Source organism: Micromonospora sp. BQ32 (assembly GCF_059358895.1).
This window is the reverse complement of the sequence record NZ_JCADBI010000001.1, coordinates 546,714-567,319: the sequence shown is the minus strand read 5'-3', so window position 1 is coordinate 567,319 and position 20,606 is coordinate 546,714. Positions and strand designations below refer to the sequence as shown.

Here is a 20,606-nt window from a genome sequence, read left to right as displayed (position 1 = left end):
CTGAGCCCATGAACAGGAGAGTCAACCGCGGTAGGGCCCTCCGCGTCGCGGTGTGCCTACTCCTTCTCGCCGCGCTCAGCGGCTGCATGCAACTCAACATGGGCTTGACCGTCAACGCCGACGACACGGTCGACGGGCAGTTGCTGCTGACAGCCCAGAAGTCCCTGCTGAGCGTACGTAACAAGAACCTCCCGGTCGCCTTCGCGGAGCTGCGACAGAACATCCCCGCGCTGCCGGCCGGAGAAGAGACCGGGTACGAGGACGACAAACTGCTCGGCTCCCAGATCAGTTACCGCAAGGCGCCGCTGGCCGGTTTCGACACCGAGAGCGTGAAACTGGTCAGGGACGGCGACCTGTACCGCTTCACCCTGCCGCTCGATCCGAAGAAATATGGCGGAAAGGTTGCGGAGCAGAATCCGCAAAACCAACAGGCGTTCCTCAAGCTCATGTCGTTCGAGATCTCGGTGACATTTCCCGGCCGGGTGATCGACAGCAATGGCACCGTCAACGGCCGTTCGGTCAGTTGGAAGGTCGACCCCAACCAGGAGAAGCCGGCCGAGTTGCGGGCAGTGGCCGAGGCGCCACCTCGACCGTCCACCTCGCCGGTCGCCGCCGGCGACGACGACGGCGGATTCCCCTGGCTGCTGGCCGTCGGCGGTCTCCTCCTCCTGCTGCTGCTGCTCGCCACGGTGGGCGTATTCCTGATGCGCCGTCGCCAACCCGCGGCGCCGGCTGCGCCCGGTCCGACCCCGCCGCCGGGCCCGCCCGCCGGCGCCCCGGGGCCCGGCTGATCCACCTGGTGGCCGGCTCAGCCGGCCACGCCCGGCCCCGGCCGCCCCCGAAACGACGGCGACCGGCCCCGGTGCTCCCCGCAGGGGGCACCGGACCTCACCACCACCACATCCCGGTCGCACCATCGCAGAAGGGGGATCGTCATGAACGATCTCTTCACCTGGGCAGCCCTGGGGACCATCGCCGGCGCGAGCGCCGCGACCCTGCTGGCCACCAACGTCATCGGCGGGCTGATCGGCCCGAGCGGCGACAAGCTCCGCAAGTGGATCGCCATCGCCATCGCGCTGCTGCTGTCCTACGTGACAGCGGCGTTCGCCGACGACGCCGGCGGCGAGAAGTGGGTCATCGCGTTCTTCAACGCGCTGGTCATCTTCTCCGCCGCGCTCGGCGTCAACCAGTTCCCGCCCGGCAACCGACAGGCGACGCCGACCCAGGTCGCGAGCGGTCGTGAGCCCCGAGTCTTCCGCTCCTGGGTCTGAGGGGTGTCGTCATGGTCTTCGGAATTCTCAGCGCAGCCATCCAGGTCGGCTTCGGCGCCCTGCTCGGCTTCCTCGCCGGTGGCCCGATCGGGCTGCTGATCGGCGCCGTCGTGGGCCTGGTGTTCGGCGCGGTCTTCGGCTGGTCGGTCGCCTCGGCCGGGGTGTACGCCTCGGACGCCCGCGGCATCTTCCTCTTCGTCGTCGACCACACCTGGAGTCTGCTCAACACGGTCGTCGGCGCCATCTACCTGACCGTGCACCTGATCTTCGGGCACTCACTGGACCGGCCCACGTCGCTGGGCAGCGGCCGGGTCAGCGTGGTCGAGGGGGTCTCGCCCCGGTACGCCACCACCATCGGCACCGTCTGCGCCGGCTCCAGCTCGGGCATCCAACGCCACGAGGACGTGCACATCTTCCAGGGTCGCCTGCTCGGGCCGCTCTACATCCCGCTGGTGCTGGCCAACTACGTCCTGTTCACCATCGCGCCGGTGTGGCTGCTCTACCACGACCACACCAACGCGCCGATCAACCGCTTCACCCGGTACTTCGAGATCGGCGTCTACCCGCACGTGTGGAACGAGGCCATCGCGTACCGGATCCAGGGCACGCCGCCGCGATGAGCACCCACGGGCGCGGGCCGATCGAGACCGCCACCGCCGAGCTGGTTGCCTGGGTGACCAGCGCGGCGGGGGAAACCGTCCCGGTCGGCCCGCCCCGCGCGTGCGACGACGCCGACGGGCTCACCCTCTGGCCGATGGAGCTGCGCCCGGCCCGGCAGACCCGCTCCAGCGGCGCGGTCCGCGAACCGTACCGGTTCACGGTCCGCCACCTGCTCTGCGTGACCGGGCCGGCCGGCCTGCCCCGGCTGGACCGGGTGCTCACCGCCGCGACCAGCGACGGCAGTTACCCGGTCGTGTTGGAGGCCGGCGACGCGACGCTGTGGACGGCGTTCGGCACGCCACCCCGACCGGCCCTGCTGATCGACGTGGCGGCGCAGGTGGACCACCCGACTCCGGCCGCGCCGCCGGTGCTGCAACCGCTGCGGCTGCGGCAACTCGACGTGCGCAGCCTCAGTGGGCGGGTGGTCGGCCCCCAGGAGCAGCCACTGGCCGCGATGCGGGTCGAGCTGCCCGGCACCGGGTCCGCCACCCGCACCGACACCGAAGGCCGGTTCCTGATCGTCGGCGTCCCGCACGACCCCGAGCACCCGAGCCCGGTCCGGCTGCGGCTGACCGGACGCGGGCTCGTCCTCACCGCCGACGTCGATCCGGCCGAGGACGACATCGTCATCGTCTGCGCGCCACCGACCCACTGACACCCACCCGCACAGGAGGACCGATGCCCAGTTACTTCTCCCCCGGCATCTATGTCGAGGAGGTCCCCAGCGGCGCCCGACCGATCGGGCCGGCGAGCACCAGCATCGCCGCCTTCGTCGGCGTCGCCCCGGACCGCTCCGCCCATCTGGGCAAGGCGGTGCCGGTCAACAACTGGACGGAGTTCCTGCGACTCTTTGCCGATGGGGAGCGGGTGGAGAGCACCCCGCTGGCCCGGGCGGTCTTCGGCTTCCTCGACAACGGGGGCGCCCGCTGCTGGGTGGTCAACGTCGGCGAGGGTGGCGCGATCACCGGAACCGGGCAGCGGCGCGGCGGCCTGCAACTGCTGGAGGCCGTCGACGAGATCTCCATCATCGCCGCGCCCGGCTTCCACGACGTGGTGTCCCACGAGGCGCTGCTCAGCATGGCCGAGCGCACCCGCACCATGGTCGCGATCTGTGACCCGGCACCGGACATCGACGACATCTCCGCGTTGACCCGGGTCGCCACGCCGTCCTCCGGCAAACCCCCCAAGCCCGCCGAGGGTGCCGGCGGCGGGGCGGCCGGCGGTGCCGGTGGCGGGGCGGCCGGCGGTGCCGGTGGCGGCGCGGCGCAACCGGGCGGCTCCGGCGGGCACGAGGGGGCCGCCTACCGGCCGCGGCAGTCCGAGTTCGGCGCGTTCTACTACCCCTGGCTACGGGTACGCGACCCGATCAGCGGCGAGTTGGAGCTCACCCCACCGAGCGGGCACCTGGCCGGCATCTGGGCCCGCACCGACGCCCTGCGCGGGGTGCACAAGGCTCCGGCCAACGAACCCGTGCGTGGCGCCGTCGACCTGGGCTACCTGGTCACCCGACCGGAACACGACGTGCTCAACCCCAAGGGCGTCAACGTGATCCGCTACTTCGCCGGCGAGGGCATCCGTGTCTGGGGCGCCCGTACGCTCGCCGCCGAGGCCAGCGAGTGGCGCTACCTCAACGTGCGACGCCTCAGCATCGCCATCGAGCAGGCCATCGCCAACGGCACCCGGTGGATGGTGTTCGAGCCCAACGACTTCACCCTCTGGCGCTCGATCCGGCGCGACATCGGGGCGTTCCTCACCCGGGTGTGGCGCGACGGCGCGCTGCTGGGACGCAGCCCCGAGGAGGCGTTCTTCGTCAAGTGCGACGAGGAGACCAACCCGCCGGACGTCCGCGACGCGGGCATGGTGATCGCCCACATCGGCATCGCGGTCGTCAAGCCCGCCGAATTCGTGGTGTTCAAGCTGAGCCAGTGGGCCGGCGGCACCGAGACCGAGACGATCGGAGGCTGACATGCCCACCACCGCCACCCCGCAACCCGGGGCCCCGGTCGACCCGTACCGGGCGTACAACTTCCGGCTGCTCATCAACGGCGTCACCAACGGCCACTTCACCGAGATGACCGGGTTGGAGGTGAACATCCCCGGGCAGCCGTACCGGGAGCACGGCCTGGGTCGAATGCGGATGGTGCCCGGTCAGGCCGAGTACGAGCCGGTGACGCTGCACTTCGGCCTCACCGCCTCCCGCGAGCTGTGGGACTGGGTGAACGCCACCGCCCAGGGCACCCTCAACCGCCGCAACGTCTCCGTGGTGCTGCTCGACTCGGTCGGCACCGCCGAGGTGCTGCGCTGGAACCTGATCGACGCCTGGCCGACCCGGTGGCGCGGCGCGCACCTCAACACTCTCAGCCATGAGATCGCCATCGCCTCGCTGACCCTGCGCTACGAGGGCCTGGAGCTGGAGACCGGCGGTGCCACCGCGCCGACGCCCGCGTAGCTGGCTGGCCGGCCGGCTGCGCTCGGCGGCCGGGGCGGTGCAGCGCCTCGCCGGGCGGGTCGAGCCCGCCGGACACCTTCCGCCGCAGCCGCCGTCGGAGACCCCCGCGGCGACACCGCGCCGCTTCGGGGAGCCTCCGCAGCACTGGCTGGACCTGGTCGCCGCCCACGCGCCCGGTCTGCTGCACGACCTGGACCTCGACCCGCCCGCTGCGGAACCGACGGAGGGGCGCGATGCCCCCGCCGGCGGGCCCGGCTTCGGCGATCGGCTCGAACCGGACGGTCCGGACCGGTGGGCCGCAGTGACCCGACCAACTCGGCCCGTCGGGGAGGGAGCCGGGTTCCCCGCCGACTCGGGGGGTCGTCGCGCCCCCGGCACCGTGGGTCGCGCCCCCGGCACCGTGGGTCGCGCCCCCGGCACCGTGGGTCGCGCCCCCGGCACCGTGGGTCGCGCCCCCGGCACCGTGGGTCGCGCCCCCGGCACCGTGGGTCGCGCCCCCGGCACCGTGGGTCGCGCCCCCGGCACCGTGGGTCGTCGTGCCCCCGGCACGGGTAGTGGCCCCGGCATAGGCAGTGGCCCCGGCACGGGCAGTGGGCCCGGCCGCGCCACCAGCATGAGCGGCCCTGAGATTGCCGCGCACCCCGACGGGCGCGGCCGCCCGGCGTCCGCCACGCCCGGCACGGTGGGCAGCGACGCGACGGCGGGCGCGCTGTACGGCGTCGACGGGTCCGAGGTGGTGGCCGGGGGTGGAGGGCCGGACGGGTCGCCCGCGACGGGCGGAACCGGGAGGTCGGCGCACACAGCGAGCGCAGCTGACCGGTCCGGCAGCCCCGGCATCAGCGGTGCCAGCCAACGGGCCAGCAGCGACGCCGCCACGGTCGCGATGACCGCCGCGGTACCAATCGCCTCCGATGGGGACCGACGTCCGCCGGTCGGGCTGCTGGACGGTTGGCGTCTGCGCCCGCCATTCCGACGGGTCGCGGCGACGGGACCAGCGCGGGACGACGCCCCGACCGCCGACACGAACCGGCTGCCCCTTTTCGGGCAACCACCCCGTCCCCCAATCCACACCGCCCTCACTGAGATCTTGGAAGATCTCGGCCCCTCCAGGGGCGCTTACCTTCCAAGGTCCACGACTGACTCCGCCGACGTCGGTGGGGTGAGGCCGGACCAGGCGGCGGCCGGCGGCGTGGGGGTTACTGGCGGCGGGGTGGCGGTTACTGGCGGCGGGGTGGGGGCTACTGGGGGCGGCCGGTGGCTGGCCCTTCCGGACGATCGGGCACGGTCGGGGCAGCGGGTTGGCGAGCGATTCGGACCAGGCACCGGAAATCGGAACGGTCCGGCCACCAGGACCGCGGGTGTCGCCTGGGGCGGCTCGGCGCACCGCGATCCGGGCGGCGGGTGGGGGCCGGAGAGCGGACTGTTCCCGCCTGACACGACGGCGCTCGACCCGTGGCCGGCGCTGCCCGACGACACCGCGCTGTGGGCGGTGGCCGGCGCGGCGCTGGACGCCGCCCAGCTGACCCGGCTCGACCGGGAACAGGCGGGTGACTGATGGAACGGGTCGCCTTCCTCATCGATTCCTCAGGCGTTCGGGTGGACTGCCTGCTCAACCCGGAGACCGTGCAGGTGACCCGGCTCGCCGGCGTACGCCAACGGGGTGCCGGCGGCGGGCAGCTCACCGGGTCCGGGCTGGCCGACGACCCGCTGGTCTTCACCGGCGGCGGACGTACCGAGCTGGTGCTCGACCTGCTCTTCGACGTCGACTTCGTGGAGGCGCAACTGCGTCCGGCCGACGTCCGGGTGCTCACCCGTCCGCTGTGGATGCTGGCGGAGAACTCCACCGCCGAGCATGGTTGGCTGCGACCGCCGCTGGTCCGGTTGGTGTGGGGCAAGACCTGGAACGTGCCCGGTGTGATCATCGCGGTGGCGGAACGTTTCGACGCGTTCACCGGCACCGGGTCGCCGCGACGGTCCTGGCTGCGGCTGAAGCTGGTCCGCGCGGCCGAGACGGCCGATCAGGCCGAGGCCGGCTTCGCCGAGGAGTTGGCCGCCGCGAGCACCCCGACCGCCGCGCCGGGCAGCGCGGTGATCGCCGCCGGTGACGGCGCGGCCGAGCCGGGTCGCTCCGGTGTGCGTTTCGACCTGCTGGCCAACGACGCGCTCGGCTCGCCGCTGCGCTGGCGGCTGCTGGCCGAACACAACCGGATCACCGATCCCCTCGCCGTGCCGGCCGGCACCACCCTCGCCGTCCCACCGGTCGCCGGCACCGGCGGCGGGCCGACCGTCGGTGGCTCGGTGACCGGGCTGGCGCGGGCGGTGGCCAGCGCGGTGGGCGCCTCGATCGCCGGCGCGCCGTGGAACGCGGCCACCGGCCCGACCGGCGCGCCTGCGAGCGGGGCCGGCAACCCCGGGGGTACGCCGTGACCAGCATTGCGCCCCGGGCGTTGATCGTCCTCCTCGACGGCGTCGAGCTGGTCGGCGCGGCTCGTCAGCGGGTCCGCTCGCTGCGGGTGGCGGCCCGCCTCGACCAGCCCACCCAGGCCGAACTGGTGCTGGCCACCACTGCCGGGACCGGCGCGTTCGACCCGGCGGTACGTCCCGGCGCGACGCTCGACGTGCGGCTCACCGATCACGCGGACGCGCTGTTCACCGGCGAGGTCACCTGCGTGGAGGTGGAGTACGCCGCCGACGGGGCGGCGGTGCTGCGGCTGCGGGCGTACGACCCGCTGCACCGGCTGCGCAAGCGGCAGGGGTTGCGGGTCTTCACCTCGGTGACCGCCGTCGAGCTGGCCCGGGAGCTGTGCGGCGCGGTGGGGCTGGCGGTGACCGCCGAGGTCGACGGCCCTCGGTTGGAGCGGCTGCTCCAGCACCGGCACAGCGACCTGGAGCTGCTGCGTGAGGTGGCCGGCCGGGCCGGGCTGCACCTGGCCGCGGACGGCGACGGCGTCCGGCTGATCACCCTCGCCGGCTACGGGGAGCCGGTCGCGTTGACGCTCGGCGCGGGGGTGCACACCCTGCGGCTGTCCACCAACACCGACCAGGCCAGCGGTGCCAGCGCGGCCCTGGGCTGGCACCCGCAGCGGGCCGAGGTGATCAGCCAGCAGGCCGACGAGGCGCGCTGCGGTCGACCCGCCGACGACCGCCCGGACCCGGCCGACGTGGGTGCCGGCGGCGTTCGCACCGCCGTGGACCAGCCCGGCCGCAGCGACGACGAGTTGGCGGCGCTGGCCCAGGCCCGCCTGGACACCCGGGCGGCGGCGCTGGTCACGGCCGAGGGAGTGGCCGAGGGCGATCCGGCGCTGCGGCCCGGCCGGCGCGTCGACCTCGGTGGGGTGCCGGACCCGGTCGCCGGGGCGTACGTGCTGACCGAGGTGGTGCACACCGTGGACGGCGACGGGCACCTGACCCGTTTCTCCACCGTGCCGCCGTCCACCCCGGCCACCCCGACCGGCGGCGCGGTGGTCACCCTCGGCACCGTCACCGACGTCGCCGACCCGGACGGGCTGGGCCGGGTCCGGTTGACCCTGCCGGCGTACGGGGACCTGGACGCCGGCTGGCTCGCCGTGCTCTGCCCCGGGGCGGGGCCGGGCAAGGGCCTGGTGGCGCTCCCCGATCCGGGCGACACCGTGCTGGTGGTGCTGCCCGGCGGCGAGCCGGCCTCGGGCATCGTGCTCGGTTCGCTGTTCGGCGCCGTCGAGCCGTACGACGCGGGCATCGACGACGGGAAGGCCCGCCGCTGGACGATGCGCACCGCCGGCGGGCAGTCGATCGTCGTCGACGACGTGCGGCGCAGCCTGCGGCTGGCCACCGAGGGCGGCAGCTTCCTGGAGTTGACCCCCGACCTGGCCACCCTGCACGCGGCGTCCGACCTGGTGATCTCCGCACCCGGCCGGGCCATGGTGGTGCGCGCCCGCAGCGTGGACTTCCTGCACGCCGCCTCGACCGAGGACCCGACCACCGCGGCGGAGCAGGCTCGTTCGCTCGCCCGCGCCCACCACCAAGGAGGCGGCTGATGCGCTGGATCCACCGTGACTCCGTGATCACCTGCGATCACGACGGCCGGGTCGAGAACCGACCCTCGCGGCAGTGGGTGACCGTCACCGGTGTGCCCGTGCTCGTCGACGACGACCCGCAGGGACGCACAATCATCGCCTGCCCGAACTACGGCCCGACCATCAAGCCGTGCACGACGACGCTGACCGTCCGGGTCGGCTACAGCGACTGGGTCCGCGTCGACGGGCACCGGGTGGTGCTGTCGCACCTGGAGGGGTTCACCAACGGCACACCGCCGGGCCTGGTCAAGCACACGGTGCGCGACCCCCGCCAGCAGTTCCTGGGGGCGGACCGATGAGGGCGTTCCGCTTCGTCGGCGCCGGCTTCGACGCCGGCCGTAGCGGCGGGTTGGCGCTCACCGCAGCCGGCGGCCTGGCGATGACCGAGGGTGACGAGAGCGTACGGCAGGCGCTGTTCCTGCTCCTGTCGACCACGCCGGGCGAGCGGCTGATGCGACCCGGGTACGGCTCCCGGCTGCACCGGTTGGTCTTCGCGCCCAACGACGACACCACGGCCGGTCTGGCCATCCACTACGTCCGGCAGGCCATCGCCCGGTGGGAGCCCCGGGTCGAGGTGATCGACGTGGACGCCGGGCCGGACCCGGACGACGCGTGGCGGTTGGTGATCCGGTTGGACTACCGGGTGCGGGCCAGCCTGACACCCGGGCAACTGGTCTTCTCCGTGGATCTGCTCCCGGTCGACGAAACCGCCCAGGGAGGTCCGTCATGACGCTGCCCGTGCCGCACCTGGACGATCGCGGGTTCCTCGACCTGGTCACCGAGGCCCGGGAACGGATCCGGCAGTCCTGCCCGGCGTGGACCGACCTGTCGGCGCACGACCCCGGCATGGCGCTGGTGGAGACGTTCGCGCACCTCACCGAGGTGATGATCTACCGGCTGAACCAGTTGCCGGAGAAGGCGTACGTCTCGTTCCTGAACCTGCTCGGGGTCACCCGGCACGCGCCGACCGCGGCCTGGGCGGACATCCGGTTCACCCGCACCGGCACCGACCGCGGCGCGGTCCGGATACCGGCCGGGCTGCGGGTCGCGGCGGCCCGGGGCGCGGACCCCCGGCCGGTCGTGTTCGTCACCACCGAGCCGACGCTGCTGCCCGCCGACGAGACGTCGGTGACGGTCCGGATGCACCACTGCGAACCGGTCGAGGCGGAGCTGCTCGGCGTGGGCACCGGCCAGCCGGGGCAGGTGCTGCGCGCGGCGCACGCGCCGCTGACGCACACCGCCGAGGCGCTGGACCTGCTGCTCGGGGTGGAGGTGCCGGCCGGCACGGTCGAGCTGGGCGCGGCGGCCCGCGAGCACGACGGTCGCACGTTCGAGATCTGGCAGCCGGTGGAGAGCTTCGCCGGGCTCGGCCCGCAGGCCAAGGCGTACCTGGTCGACCGCTGCTCGGGCACGGTCACCTTCGCCCCGGCCCTCGACCTGCGACCCCCCGCCGGTACGCCCCCGCACGGCGACGTCACCGCCGACGCGGCCACACCGGCGAGCACCGCGCCGCCGGTGACCGTCGCGGCGGTGCCACCGGCCGGGCGGCAGATCCGGCTCTGGTACCGCGCCGGTGGCGGACCCACCGGCAACGTGGCGGCGGGCACGCTGACCAGCCTGCGCGACCCACTAACCGGGGTACGCGTGGACAACCCCACCCCGGCGGCCGGCGGCCGGGAGATGGAGACGCTGGAGTCGGTGCTGCTGCGCGGCCCGTACGAGTTCTTCGCCCAGCAACGGGCGGTCACCGCCCGCGACTTCGAGGTCCTCGCGACCAGCTCCGGCGCGGTGGCGCGGGCGCGGGCGTTCACCCGCGCGGCGGTGTACAGCTTCGCCCGGCCGGGTGAGGTCGAGGTGGTGCTGGTGCCGTACGTGCCGGAGGCGGCCCGACCGGGCGGTCGGCTGCCGGTGGCGGTGCTGCGCGAGCACGAGGTGCCCGAGGCGCGCCACCGGGTCGAGGCGGACCTGGAGGAACGCCGGATGGTCGGCATCCGCTCCCGGGCCACCTGGGCGCGGTTCAAGGCGGTGTCCGTGCGGGCCCGGGTGGTGGTCCGCCGCGAGGAGGACGTCGACGCGGTCCGTCGCCGCATCCACGATCGGCTGCATCAGACGTTGAGCCCACTGCCCACCGCGCTCAACCCGACCGGCTGGCCGTTCGGTGAGCCGCTGCGGGCGTCCAACGTGTACCGGCTGCTGGAGCACGCCGAGCCGGGGGTGCGCTACGTCGAGTCGGTGCGGTTCGTCGTCGACGAGGCCCCCGACGCGGACGTCCGCGCCCTGGCCGTGGACCAGTACCAGCCGCGCACCTGGTACGCCGGGCGCGGCCCGGTGTTGTTCCGCTCCAGCAACGGCGGCGCGGGTTGGGAACCGGCCGGTCGCTTCGACGATGAGACGGTGCTGCGGGTCGCACCCGCGCCCGCGCCGGTACGGCCGGGCATCGTCGCGCGTTCCGGCTCGGTGGCCGTGGTGACGCTGCGCGCCTCGGGGGGCTCCCGGGTGCACCTGAGCACCGACCTGGGCGAGACGTGGTCGCTGCTCACCGACCTGGACTCGCGGATCTCCGACGTGGCCTGGCTGGACCGCGACGGCGCGGGCGCGCTGCTGGTGGCCACCGACACCGGCCTGTACGAGGTGTCGCTGCTGCCCGGGGCGGTGCCGTTGCAGATCCTGGTCGACCCGTCCGACGCCGACCGGGGTTTCTACGCGGTCCGCACGTTCGTCTCCGAGCGGGGCGCGCCCGGGGTGGCGGTGGCCGCGCAGGCGAGCTTCGGGGTGTACCTGTCGACCAGCGGCGGCCGACCCGGCAGCTTCAGTCACGTCGGTCTGGCCAATGTGGACAATCGGGTTCTCGCCGTGCAGTACGACGGTCCGGCCACCCTGCTGTGGAGCGGCGCGGGCGAACCGGACCCGAAGAAGCCCGGCCAGGGCTGCCACCGCACCCGGCTGTTCGAGTCCGACGTGAAGTGGCAGTCGATGCAGGCCGGGTGGCTCGGCGGCACCTGCCGGGACCTCGCGTTCGCCGGTCAGCAGGCGGTGGCGGCCACGCAGAGCGGCGGGGTGCTGCGGCTGGACACCCTCGCCGCTCAGCCGCAGTGGCAGGCGGTGTCGGTCAACTGCGGGCTGCCGTTGCGGGACCGGACCCGGTTCGTGCCGGTCGACGCCATCGCGGTGAGCGGCCCGACGACCGGCAGCGCGACGGCCGGCGGCACGGCGGCCGGCGGCACCGGCGCGGCGGAGCGGTTGATCCTGGCCAGCGGGGAACGCGGCGTGCACCGCAGCGCCGACGCCGTCACCTGGACGCCCAGCGCCAACCAGGCCACCGCCGACGTGGTGACCGTCCCGGATACCTGGCTGCTCTGCTCCGGCGAGCACGACATCGAGGTGGTGCGCCAGGATGCGACGCTCGGCGATTGAACGGCTGCTGCCCGCCGCCTACCAGCGGGCCTGCGTGCCGGGCAGCGTGCTCTGGGCGCTGCTGGACGTGATGGAGGGGCTGCACGCCCCGGACGAGGCGGTCCTCGCCGAGGTGGAGGCGCTGTTCGACCCGTACCGGGCGCCGGACGGCCTGGTCGTGCGGTTGACCCGCTGGGTGGCGATGGATCACGTGGTGGCCTCGCCCCGGCCGGACGCCCCACTGCCGCTGCCGGTGGGTCGGCTGCGCGACCTGGTGGCCAACGCCGCCCTGCTGGCCCGCTGGCGCGGCACCCCGTACGGAATGCGCCGAGCCCTGGAGTTGGCCACCGGGATGTCGGGCTTCGCCATCGACGAGCCCGCCGAGCGGGCCTTCCACGTCGTGGTGCGGGTGCCGGTCGCCGCCGCCGGCCAGCTCGCCGTGATCACCCGCATCGTCGAGGCGGAGAAACCCGCCTCGGCCACCGTCGAGATCGTCCTGGAAGAGGAGTCGTCATGACCACCGAGTGGGCGGTCGTCGCCGCCGCCGAACAGTTCACCCTCGACCCGCGCAACAGCGGCGAGCTGACCTTCACCGTCTCCAACCCAGGCAACGCGCCGGACACGGTGGTGTTCGACGTGGCACCCGGTGACGGCTCCCAGCGGGCGTGGTTCACCGTCGTCGAACCCCAACGGGTGGTACCCGGCCAGGGCTCGGTGTCGTTCCTGGTCAAGCTCGCCGTGCCGGCCGGCACCCCACCTCGGCGCTACGACATGACCGGGTTCGCGTACTCGGCGAACACCGCGCCGGAGGAGAGTTCCCGCTCCAGCGGCCGGGTCACCTATGAGGTGCGGGCGGTCGCGCCGCCACGGCGTACCCCGTGGTTGTGGATCGCCGCCGCGGCGGCGTTGGTGCTGGTGGTGGTCGCCGTGGGGGTGGTGTTGCTGACCCGCGACGGCGAGCCGGCCCCCGGCGAGCCGCGGGTGGTCACCGTCGAGGCGGAGAGCCTGGTGGAGGGTGCGGTGATCAAGTCGCCGCAGAACAGCAAGGCGGCGGTGGGCGCGCAGCCCAACTGCTGTGGGGTGACCTGGTCCGGGGACAAGCAGCTCTTCTTCACGGGGCTGGCGATCGGCGATCAGGTCACCGTGACGGTGCAGATCCCGGCCGACGGCACCTGGCGTTTCGCCGCGGTACGCACCACGGCCCTCGACTACGCCAACACCGTCTTCGCCATCGACGGCAACCAGGTCGGCGGCACCTTCCTCGGCTTCACGCCGACGGTGCGGAAGACGGAGTTCCTGGACGTCGGCACGGTCCGGCTCGCCAAGGGCCCCCACCAGGTGACGCTGCTGGTGGTCGGCAAGACGCAGGGCACGAACTCCTACTTCGCCGGGGTGGACACGATCCGGTTCACCGAGGTCGTGGCGCAGGCCGTGGCGCGATGAGTGGTCGGCAGAAGGCCCTGCTGGGGCTGCTCGCCGTCCTGCTGGTGGCGCTCTTCGTGGTCGCGGTCGGCGCGGGCCGCGACGACCGGGGTGATCCGGGGGCCCGGCACGGGTTCGTCGACCGGTTGGGCGCGCTGGGTGGCGAGCGTTCGGCGGTGGATCCGGCGACGGTCAGCGCCGACTGCGCCGACGAGACGGGCCGGTTGGCGTTCTCCGGCAGCTGTGTGGTGCGGGTCGCGGACCCCGGCGGACTGCGCACCCTGGTGCTGCGCAGCGCGGCGCGGTTCACGGTCGTCGCCCCGGCGCCCGGCGACGCCGACCTCACCATCCGCGACGAGGTCGAGCCGGCGGCGGATGGCACCGGCGCGGTGGCGAAGATCGCCGTCGACCAGGCCGCCGAGGTGGGCCTGGTCTGCCCCGGCCTGGGCGGCTGCACGGTCGTCGTGGCGACCTCCTGACCCGACCTGGACTGAGAGGAAGGTGCCACCGTGGGTGATCTGCGCAAACCGTTCCTGCTGCTGGCCATGCTCGCCATCGTCCTGGCGATCGGGGTGGAGCTCGGTGCCGGGCTGCTGCTCGGCGGCGCCGATGCCGGTGCGGCCCTCGCGGACAGCGCCGGCGCGCTGGACGTGGAGATCGACGACGTGTCCGGGGTCAGCGAGCCGTCCGGTCGGGGCACCGGCTACCTGGCGTTGATCGACGCGGTGGCGGTCTGGAGCACCGGGCTGTTCTGCCTGGGCCTGCTGCTGCCCGAGCGGGTCCAGGGTCGGGTGCAGGGCGTCGCCAGCCTGATCTTCTCGATCATCCTGATCATCGTCGCGCTGGTCGCGCTGGTCGTCGCGTTCGTCGAACTGTCCATCATGGTGTCGCTGTTCCTGGCCGTCCCGTTCGGCACCCTGGCGTACCTGGCGTTGTGGGGGTTCTTCCCGGTCGGCGAGGCGGCGGTGCTGCTCGGGCTGGTGCTGCTGCTCAAGCTGGTGTGGGCCGGGATGCTGGTGCTGGCCCAGCCGCGTTTCCTGCAGAACAAGGGTCTCGTCCTGCTGATCCTCACCACCCTGCTGTGCACGGTCGTGCTGGAGTTCCTGCACAACCTGGTGCCGGTGATCCTGGTCAGCATCGTCGACGACGTGGCGGCGCTGGTCTTCGCGATCATCGCGATCATCTGGGGACTGGTGCTGCTGATCGGCTCCATCCCGGCGATCGTCAAAGCCGTCCGAGTAACCGCCGCCCTACCGACCCGCGCCACCACCGCCCGCTCCTCGCCGCGTTGATCATGAAGTTATTGCCACTCTGCCCGACGTGTCCTGGCAATAACTTCATGATCAACGAGAGCGGGTTGGGGCCGTCCGCGCGCTGACCGAGGCCACTTGGGGTGCTCATGGCACCGACGCGAGCAGGGCGCCGACACCGTCCCGGTCGAGGGTCCCGTCGGCCACCCACACCCGGTACCGGCCATGCCGGCTCCCACCGGCCGGCACCACCGCCGGGCGGTCGAACGCGAACGCCACGCAGACCCCTGGATACATCCCGGTCCGCACGAACCACCGGTCGTTGCGGCCGAGGCCCGTGAAGACCAGGGTGTACGCCCCACCGCCCGACCGGGCGCCGGTCAGCGCGAGCCACGGCGCCGCGCTGCCGTTGACCGTCTCCTCCCCGGCCGCGTCGGCGGTGAACACCGCCGGTTCACCGTCGGCGGCGGCCCGCCAGAAGAACCCGCCGTAGCCGGCCCCGCCCGGCCGGCCGTTGGTGGCCGGGCTGCCCAACCGCACCTCCCGATCGTCCGGGGCGACGAGGACGGACTCCAGGTCGAGCCGCCAGGCGTCCGGCGCGACCACGGACGCGGCGAGCCACCTCCGCTCGGTCAGCAGCACCCCGCCGGCCCGGTCGCGCCACTGGAGGTCGTGCACGTACCGGCCCGGGGACCGTTCGACCTCGCCGGTGTGCGCGATGACGCCGTGGTCGTCCCGCCAGGTGTAGCCGATGTCGCGGACGTAGGTGCGTCCACCCCAGAGGTTGCTGCCGTCGACGTCCTGCACCGCGAGGGACGCGCCGAGGTGCCACACGTGGTCGGCGGGGAGCGCGTCGGTGACCACCGTTCCGCCGAGGGTGCGTACCGGGTGCAGGTACGGTCGGGGCCCGTGCCGCGCGTCCAGCGCCGGGTCGAGCACGTACTCGGCCACCTCCGTGGCCCCGGCCGCCAGCCGCACCGTCTCCTCACTCACGACAGCTCCCGGCGGCCGACGACGGCGACCGAGACCGGCCGGCGGACGGTGAGATCGGCCGTGACCGACCGGCGGACGGTGAGATCGGCCGTGACCGACCGGCGGACGGTGACGGCGTGCAGGGCGGCCACGGTGTAGCCGGCGAGGATCGGCACCGCGACCGGGGTGACCAGGACGGCGAGCAGTCCGGCCAGCGCGACGACCCCGGTGAGCGCGGCCCAGCGGGTGGGCGCGTCGAGGCAGGCGCGGGCGGCGGACCGGGCCGAGGTCCGCCACCGCCCGCCCCCGTTGCCGCCCACCTCGACGACGACCAGCCCGGCGTACCCGGCCAGGCCGGCCGCGATCAGCGCCGTCACCAGCAGCGCCACCGGGCCGCCCGGCACCCGGCCGGTGGCCAGCGCGGCCAGGTCGGCGGCGAGCAGCGCGGCGCCGACGAGCGCGAGCAGGCTGACCGGCACACCGGGCAGCACCGAGCGGCCGAACCGGCGCACGGTCGTGCGCGCCGACGGCCAGCTGCCGGTACGCGTCCAGTCGTGCACCGCCGCACTGGCCGTGCCCACCGCCGCGGCGGCGGTGAGCAGGGGCACCGCCGCGAGGGTCAGCAGGATGCCGAGCAGCGCCAGGTCAGCGGCGTCACGGGCGACGTCGCGCCAGTCCCGCCGCCCGCCGGTGTCGGCGGGTTCAGCCCGTGATGCCGGTTCAGCCCTTGATGCCACTGGTGTTGATCCCTTCGACGAGCATCCGCTGGAACGCGACGAAGAACAGGAAGACCGGCAGCAGCGACAGCACCGACATGGCGAACATCGGGCCGACCGCGCTCTGGCTGGTCGAGTCGATGAACAGGGTCAGCGCGACCGGGACCGTGTAGTCCTCCAGTTGGGACAGGAAGACCAGCTGGCGGAAGAAGTCGTTCCAGGTCCAGATGAACGAGAAGATCGCCGTGGTGACCAGCGCGGGGCGGCTCAGCGGCAGGATGATGTGCCGGAAGATGCCGAACGGGCCGGCGCCGTCGATGCGGGCCGCCTCGTCCAGTTCCCGGGGGACGCCGCGCATGAACTGCACCATGAGGAAGACGAAGAACGCCTCGGTGGCCAGGAACTGCGGGATGAGCAGCGGCAGGTAGGGCCATTCGCCGCCGACCAGCCCGAGCGTGCGGAACAGGATGTACTGCGGCACGATCAGCACGTGCTGGGGCAGCAGCAGCGTGCCGATCATGACGGCGAACCACATGCCGCGCAGCCGGAACCGCAGCCGGGCGAAGGCGTACGCGGCCAGCAGGCAGGACAGGCCGTTGCCGACGACGGTGAGCAGGCTGACCATGGCACTGTTCAGGAAGAACCGGCCGAAGCTGACGTCGAAGTTGGACCAGCCGGCGGTGTAGTTGCCCGGGGTGAACCGCTCGGGCAGCAGCCCGAGGTTGTTGACGATCTCCTCCTGGGACTTCATCGACGTCCCGATCATCCAGAACAGTGGGTAGAGCACCACCGCGACGATCACCACCAGGATGAGCAGCCGCAGCACCGGCCGGCCGCCGGGCCGGCGACGCGTGGTCGGTGTTGCTCCGGTCGGCGCGTCGGCCGTCGGGGTCACCGTCACCATCACCGGTCCTCCCCGTCGGAGTAGTGCACCCAGAACCGTCCGGTGCTGAAGAAGACCGCGGTGATCACCGCGATGGCGAGCAGGAACACCCAGGCCATCGCCGAGGCGTAGCCCATGTCGAGTTCGGTGAAGCCGGTGATGTAGAGGTTCAGCGTGTACATCAGGGTGGAGTCGACCGGACCGCCGGTGCCGTTGCTGAGCACGAACGCGGCGGTGAAGCCCTGGAAACCGTTGATGGTCTCCAGCACCAGGTTGAAGAAGATGACCGGGGAGAGCATCGGCAGGGTGACGTTGCGGAACTGGCGGAACCGGCCGGCCCCGTCGACGGAGGCCGCCTCGTACAGCTCGGTGGGCACCTGCTTGAGCCCGGCCAGGAAGATCACCATCGGCGCGCCGAACTGCCAGATGGCCAGCACCATGAGCGTTTCCAGGGCCCAGTCCGGGTCGTTCACCCACGGTTTGCCGGTGATGCCGAAGAGGCTCAGCAGCGAGTTGAACGCGCCGTCGCGGTTGAACATGTTGACCCAGACGATGGCCAGCGCGACGCTGCCGCCGAGCAGGGACGGCAGGTAGAACAGCCCGCGGAACAGCCCGACGCCGCGCCAGGCGCGGTTGAGCAGCAGCGCCACGCCGAGCGCGGCGGCCAGCTTCAGCGGTACGGCGATCAGCGCGAAGGTCAGGGTCACCCGCACCGCGTGCCAGTACGACGGGTCGGCGGTGAACATCCGCTCGTAGTTGGCCAGCCCCACCCACTGCACCTCGGAGAAGGGGGTGAGGATGTCGTAGTTGGTGAAGCTCAGGTAGAGCGACAGCAGCATGGGGATTGCCGTGACACCCATCAGGCCGATGAGCCACGGCGACAGGAAGACGTACCCCGCCAGACCTTCGCTGTGCCGGAAGCGTCCGGGCCCACGCCGCTCAGCGTGGGCCCGGTCGGATCCGGGGCCGCGTCGGGTCGGGTCGGGCGCCGTGGTCAACGCCACGAACCTCTCCTCTCCTAGCCTTGCGGCGTCAGGCGATGGCGGACTTGCACGCCTCGACGAACTGGGCGGCGGCCTCGGCGGTGGTGGCCCGACCGTACTGCGCGTTCTCGGCAGCCTTGATCAGCTCGGATCGCACCTTGCTGTGTCCCTTGATCGGCACCTGCGGTGCCTTGCCGAACTTCTGGGTCAGCTCCGCCTCGACGGCGATGGACTGCTTCATGGCCGGGTCGGTGGTGTCGTCGCTGACCACGCGGCGCAGGTCCTGGTTGGACGGCAGACCGCGGTCGGTGCCGAGCAGCTTGACCGCCTCCACGTCGTTGTTCAGGAAGTTGATCACGTCGACCGCGACGTCCTTGTTCTTGCTGCCCTTGAACACCGACCAGTACATCGAGGCCCGGGCCCACTGGGCGCTCGGGTCACCGGGGTAGGCGATGACGCCCAACTCGTCCTTGGTGTTCTTCTTCAGGTCCGGCATCTGGTTGGCCCAGACCCAGGAGGTCGCCGACTTGCCGGTGACGACCAGCTGCTTGGTGATGTCACTGGAGTTGCCCTCGTGGATGACGTCGGCGGTCGGGGTGGCCTTGCGGTCCCGGGCGCCCTTCCACAGGTCGAACCACTTGGTCACGTCCTCGGCGGTGAAGCCCAGCTCCTTGCCCTTGTAGAGGTCCTTGCCCTGCTGCCGAAGCCAGACCCAGAACGCCTTGTAGTCGGCGCTCGGGTCCTGCGTGCCGGGCACCTTGGTCTTGGCGGTGACCTGCTCGGCCCAGGCGATGTGCTCCTCCCACGACATTCCGGTGGTGGGCTCGGGCAGGTTGTGCTTGGTCAACAGCGTCTTGTTGTAGACCAGGCCCTGTGTGTTCTCCCCGGCGGCCAGACCGGCGAGCTTGCCGTCGACCACGCCGTACTGCCAGAGGCTCTCGGGGAACTTGGAGGTGTCCAGCTTTCCGGACTTCTGGTACGAGGTCAGGTCGAGGGTGGTGTTGCGGGCCGCGTACTCGGCGAGGTAGTTGTCGTCGATCTGGAACAGGTCCGGCGGGTTGCCGCCGGCGGTGAGCGTGGCCAGCTTGTCGAAGTAACCCTGGTTGGCCTGCCAGGTCTTCTCGAAGGTCACGTTCGGGTGCTTCTTGGTGTAGAGGGCCAGCGCGTCCTCGGTCAGCTTGGCCCGGGCGTCGCCGCCCCACCAGAAGACGGAGAGCTTGACCGGGGCGTTCGGATCGGCGGCGCCGCCGCTGTCGTCTCCGCAGGCGGCGGCGCCGAACATCAGTGGTGCGGCGACCGTCACGGCAAGCAGGCCACGGAGCAGGCCCCGCCGAGGCAGCGGGGTACGGTGGGCGCGCCCGACGGGCGCGTCAGTGGTGGGGGGCGTTGCGGGGTGCATGTGCGCTCACTCCTCGGCATTAGGAGGCGACGGCGTCACCGGTGGCCGCAGTCGGGTTGCCCGGGCCCGCAGGGCAATGCGGGTCCGGGCCACGCGGTGCGGCCAGGGGACGTGCCGGCCGGGCGTACGGGCCCGGGCCGGTCGAGTCGCGGATGACCAGGTCGGTCTGGAGCATTACCTGTGCGGTGGTACGACGGACGCCGAGCGCCGTGCCGGCACCGGATCCCCGCGCACCGCGCGGTGACTCGATGTCCTGTTGCAGCAGCATGTCGACGGCCGTCCGGCCGGCGGCCCCGGTGGGTGTGGCCACCGTCGTCAGTTTGGGTCGGGTCAGCCGGCTCAGGGTGATGTCGTCGACCCCGACGACGCTCACCTCCTGCGGCACCCGGACCCCGAGCGCGTCCAGCCCTTCGATCAGGCCGATCGCCATCAGGTCGTTGTAGGCGAGCACCGCCGACACGCCGCTGCGTCGCACCTGCTCGGCGACCGCGGAGCCGCCGACCTCGGTGGGCGCGTTGGGGCCGAGCAGGGTCAGCTCCGCACCGGCGGCGCGGGCGGCCGCACCGGCGGCACGGCGCATCTCCCGGTTGGTCCACGAGCTGCGCGGGCCACCGAGCAGCGCGATGCTGCGGTGCCCCAGGCCGACCAGGTGCTCGATCGCCGAGCGGGCGCCCTGCCCGACGTCCATCAGCACGCAGGGCAGGCCGGTCACCTGGCGGTTCACCACGACCAGTGGCACCTCGCGGCTGAGCTGCTCGATCAGGCTGTTGCTCATCCGAGGGCTGCACAGCAGCACTCCGTCCACCTGCTTGGCCAGCGCGTGGACCAGTTCTTCCTCAGCGGTCGGGTCCTCGTTGGTGTCGGCCACGAAGACGTGGTAGTCGCGGTGCCGGGCCTGACTCTCCGCCGCCTTGATCAGCGGCGGGAAGAACGGGTTCGCGATGTCCGCGATGATCAGCCCGATGTTGTGCGTCCGCCCGGTGATCAGGGCCCGGGCGGCGCGGTTCGGCCGGTAGCCCAGATCCTCAGCGCACGCCAGCACCCGGACCCGGGTCTCCGGGTTGACCAGGTGCGGGGCGGAGAAGGTGCGGGACACGGTGGAGATGTGCACACCGGACGCCCGGGCGACGTCCCGGATGGTGACTGGCACGGC

22 protein-coding genes are annotated in these 20,606 nt (G+C 72.7%); 16 read left to right on the top strand and 6 right to left on the bottom strand.

The annotated features are described in order from the left end of the window. Nucleotides 1-8: 8 nt before the first annotated feature. The 16 genes from AC5L30_RS02435 (at nucleotide 9) to AC5L30_RS02360 (ending at nucleotide 14,542) form a co-directional block, all read left to right on the top strand. Complete coding sequence (locus AC5L30_RS02435; RefSeq protein WP_494864988.1) at nucleotides 9-791, top strand: LppM family (lipo)protein; 783 nt, start codon at nucleotides 9-11, stop codon at nucleotides 789-791. A gap of 144 nt (nucleotides 792-935) precedes the next feature. Next, on the top strand, nucleotides 936-1,271 hold the full coding sequence (locus AC5L30_RS02430) for a hypothetical protein (RefSeq protein ID WP_030327513.1): 336 nt from the start codon (nucleotides 936-938) through the stop codon (nucleotides 1,269-1,271). A gap of 11 nt (nucleotides 1,272-1,282) precedes the next feature. Then, nucleotides 1,283-1,891, top strand: a complete 609-nt coding sequence (locus AC5L30_RS02425; RefSeq protein ID WP_494864985.1) for a glycine zipper family protein — start codon at nucleotides 1,283-1,285, stop codon at nucleotides 1,889-1,891. Then, nucleotides 1,888-2,586, top strand: coding sequence for a carboxypeptidase-like regulatory domain-containing protein (locus AC5L30_RS02420; protein WP_494864984.1), 699 nt, complete (start codon nucleotides 1,888-1,890; stop codon nucleotides 2,584-2,586). The genes AC5L30_RS02425 and AC5L30_RS02420 overlap by 4 nt, the downstream gene beginning before the upstream one ends. Nucleotides 2,587-2,609: 23 nt before the next feature. After that, nucleotides 2,610-3,896: a phage tail sheath family protein gene (locus AC5L30_RS02415; protein WP_494864983.1), complete on the top strand. Its 1,287-nt coding sequence runs from the start codon at nucleotides 2,610-2,612 to the stop codon at nucleotides 3,894-3,896. Nucleotide 3,897: 1 nt separating this feature from the next. Continuing rightward, nucleotides 3,898-4,380 (top strand): phage tail protein, encoded by a 483-nt coding sequence (locus AC5L30_RS02410; protein ID WP_030327509.1) that lies wholly within the window; start codon nucleotides 3,898-3,900, stop codon nucleotides 4,378-4,380. A gap of 1,231 nt (nucleotides 4,381-5,611) precedes the next feature. Next, nucleotides 5,612-5,935 (top strand): hypothetical protein, encoded by a 324-nt coding sequence (locus tag AC5L30_RS02405; RefSeq protein WP_494864980.1) that lies wholly within the window; start codon nucleotides 5,612-5,614, stop codon nucleotides 5,933-5,935. After that, nucleotides 5,935-6,807, top strand: coding sequence for a CIS tube protein (locus tag AC5L30_RS02400; RefSeq protein WP_494864979.1), 873 nt, complete (start codon nucleotides 5,935-5,937; stop codon nucleotides 6,805-6,807). Before AC5L30_RS02405 ends, AC5L30_RS02400 begins: the two co-directional genes overlap by 1 nt. Further along, complete coding sequence (locus AC5L30_RS02395) at nucleotides 6,804-8,396, top strand: contractile injection system protein, VgrG/Pvc8 family (protein WP_494864977.1); 1,593 nt, start codon at nucleotides 6,804-6,806, stop codon at nucleotides 8,394-8,396. The genes AC5L30_RS02400 and AC5L30_RS02395 overlap by 4 nt, the downstream gene beginning before the upstream one ends. Then, nucleotides 8,396-8,734: a hypothetical protein gene (locus tag AC5L30_RS02390; RefSeq protein ID WP_494864975.1), complete on the top strand. Its 339-nt coding sequence runs from the start codon at nucleotides 8,396-8,398 to the stop codon at nucleotides 8,732-8,734. Before AC5L30_RS02395 ends, AC5L30_RS02390 begins: the two co-directional genes overlap by 1 nt. Then, nucleotides 8,731-9,165, top strand: a complete 435-nt coding sequence (locus AC5L30_RS02385; protein ID WP_494864974.1) for a GPW/gp25 family protein — start codon at nucleotides 8,731-8,733, stop codon at nucleotides 9,163-9,165. The genes AC5L30_RS02390 and AC5L30_RS02385 overlap by 4 nt, the downstream gene beginning before the upstream one ends. After that, nucleotides 9,162-11,849: a putative baseplate assembly protein gene (locus tag AC5L30_RS02380; RefSeq protein ID WP_494864972.1), complete on the top strand. Its 2,688-nt coding sequence runs from the start codon at nucleotides 9,162-9,164 to the stop codon at nucleotides 11,847-11,849. The genes AC5L30_RS02385 and AC5L30_RS02380 overlap by 4 nt, the downstream gene beginning before the upstream one ends. Further along, nucleotides 11,830-12,345 carry a phage tail protein gene (locus tag AC5L30_RS02375; RefSeq protein ID WP_494864971.1) on the top strand — a complete coding sequence of 172 codons (516 nt, stop codon included), beginning with the start codon at nucleotides 11,830-11,832 and terminating at the stop codon, nucleotides 12,343-12,345. The genes AC5L30_RS02380 and AC5L30_RS02375 overlap by 20 nt, the downstream gene beginning before the upstream one ends. Then, nucleotides 12,342-13,271 carry a hypothetical protein gene (locus tag AC5L30_RS02370; protein WP_494864970.1) on the top strand — a complete coding sequence of 310 codons (930 nt, stop codon included), beginning with the start codon at nucleotides 12,342-12,344 and terminating at the stop codon, nucleotides 13,269-13,271. The genes AC5L30_RS02375 and AC5L30_RS02370 overlap by 4 nt, the downstream gene beginning before the upstream one ends. Beyond that, nucleotides 13,268-13,729, top strand: a complete 462-nt coding sequence (locus AC5L30_RS02365; RefSeq protein WP_494864969.1) for a hypothetical protein — start codon at nucleotides 13,268-13,270, stop codon at nucleotides 13,727-13,729. The genes AC5L30_RS02370 and AC5L30_RS02365 overlap by 4 nt, the downstream gene beginning before the upstream one ends. Before the next feature lie 30 nt (nucleotides 13,730-13,759). After that, the gene (locus AC5L30_RS02360) at nucleotides 13,760-14,542 is read left to right on the top strand and encodes a hypothetical protein (protein ID WP_494864968.1); all 783 of its coding nucleotides are present in this window, start codon (nucleotides 13,760-13,762) and stop codon (nucleotides 14,540-14,542) included. 105 nt (nucleotides 14,543-14,647) lie between these two features. Here AC5L30_RS02360 and AC5L30_RS02355 read toward each other — a convergent pair whose 3' ends face one another. The 6 genes from AC5L30_RS02355 to AC5L30_RS02330 are packed head-to-tail and all read right to left on the bottom strand — an operon-like array spanning nucleotide 14,648 to nucleotide 20,603. Then, the gene (locus AC5L30_RS02355) at nucleotides 14,648-15,493 is read right to left on the bottom strand and encodes a DUF6807 domain-containing protein (protein ID WP_494864966.1); all 846 of its coding nucleotides are present in this window, start codon (nucleotides 15,491-15,493) and stop codon (nucleotides 14,648-14,650) included. Next, a complete protein-coding gene (locus tag AC5L30_RS02350; protein WP_494864964.1) occupies nucleotides 15,490-16,209 on the bottom strand; it encodes a hypothetical protein in 720 nt (239 codons plus the stop codon). Before AC5L30_RS02350 ends, AC5L30_RS02355 begins: the two co-directional genes overlap by 4 nt. Continuing rightward, nucleotides 16,193-17,092: a carbohydrate ABC transporter permease gene (locus tag AC5L30_RS02345; RefSeq protein WP_494865314.1), complete on the bottom strand. Its 900-nt coding sequence runs from the start codon at nucleotides 17,090-17,092 to the stop codon at nucleotides 16,193-16,195. The genes AC5L30_RS02350 and AC5L30_RS02345 overlap by 17 nt, the downstream gene beginning before the upstream one ends. After that, nucleotides 17,092-18,075, bottom strand: coding sequence for a carbohydrate ABC transporter permease (locus AC5L30_RS02340; RefSeq protein WP_494864963.1), 984 nt, complete (start codon nucleotides 18,073-18,075; stop codon nucleotides 17,092-17,094). The genes AC5L30_RS02345 and AC5L30_RS02340 overlap by 1 nt, the downstream gene beginning before the upstream one ends. 28 nt (nucleotides 18,076-18,103) lie before the next feature. After that, nucleotides 18,104-19,453: an ABC transporter substrate-binding protein gene (locus AC5L30_RS02335; protein ID WP_494864961.1), complete on the bottom strand. Its 1,350-nt coding sequence runs from the start codon at nucleotides 19,451-19,453 to the stop codon at nucleotides 18,104-18,106. 19 nt (nucleotides 19,454-19,472) lie between these two features. Continuing rightward, on the bottom strand, nucleotides 19,473-20,603 hold the full coding sequence (locus AC5L30_RS02330; protein WP_494864959.1) for a LacI family DNA-binding transcriptional regulator: 1,131 nt from the start codon (nucleotides 20,601-20,603) through the stop codon (nucleotides 19,473-19,475). Nucleotides 20,604-20,606 lie beyond the last annotated feature (3 nt).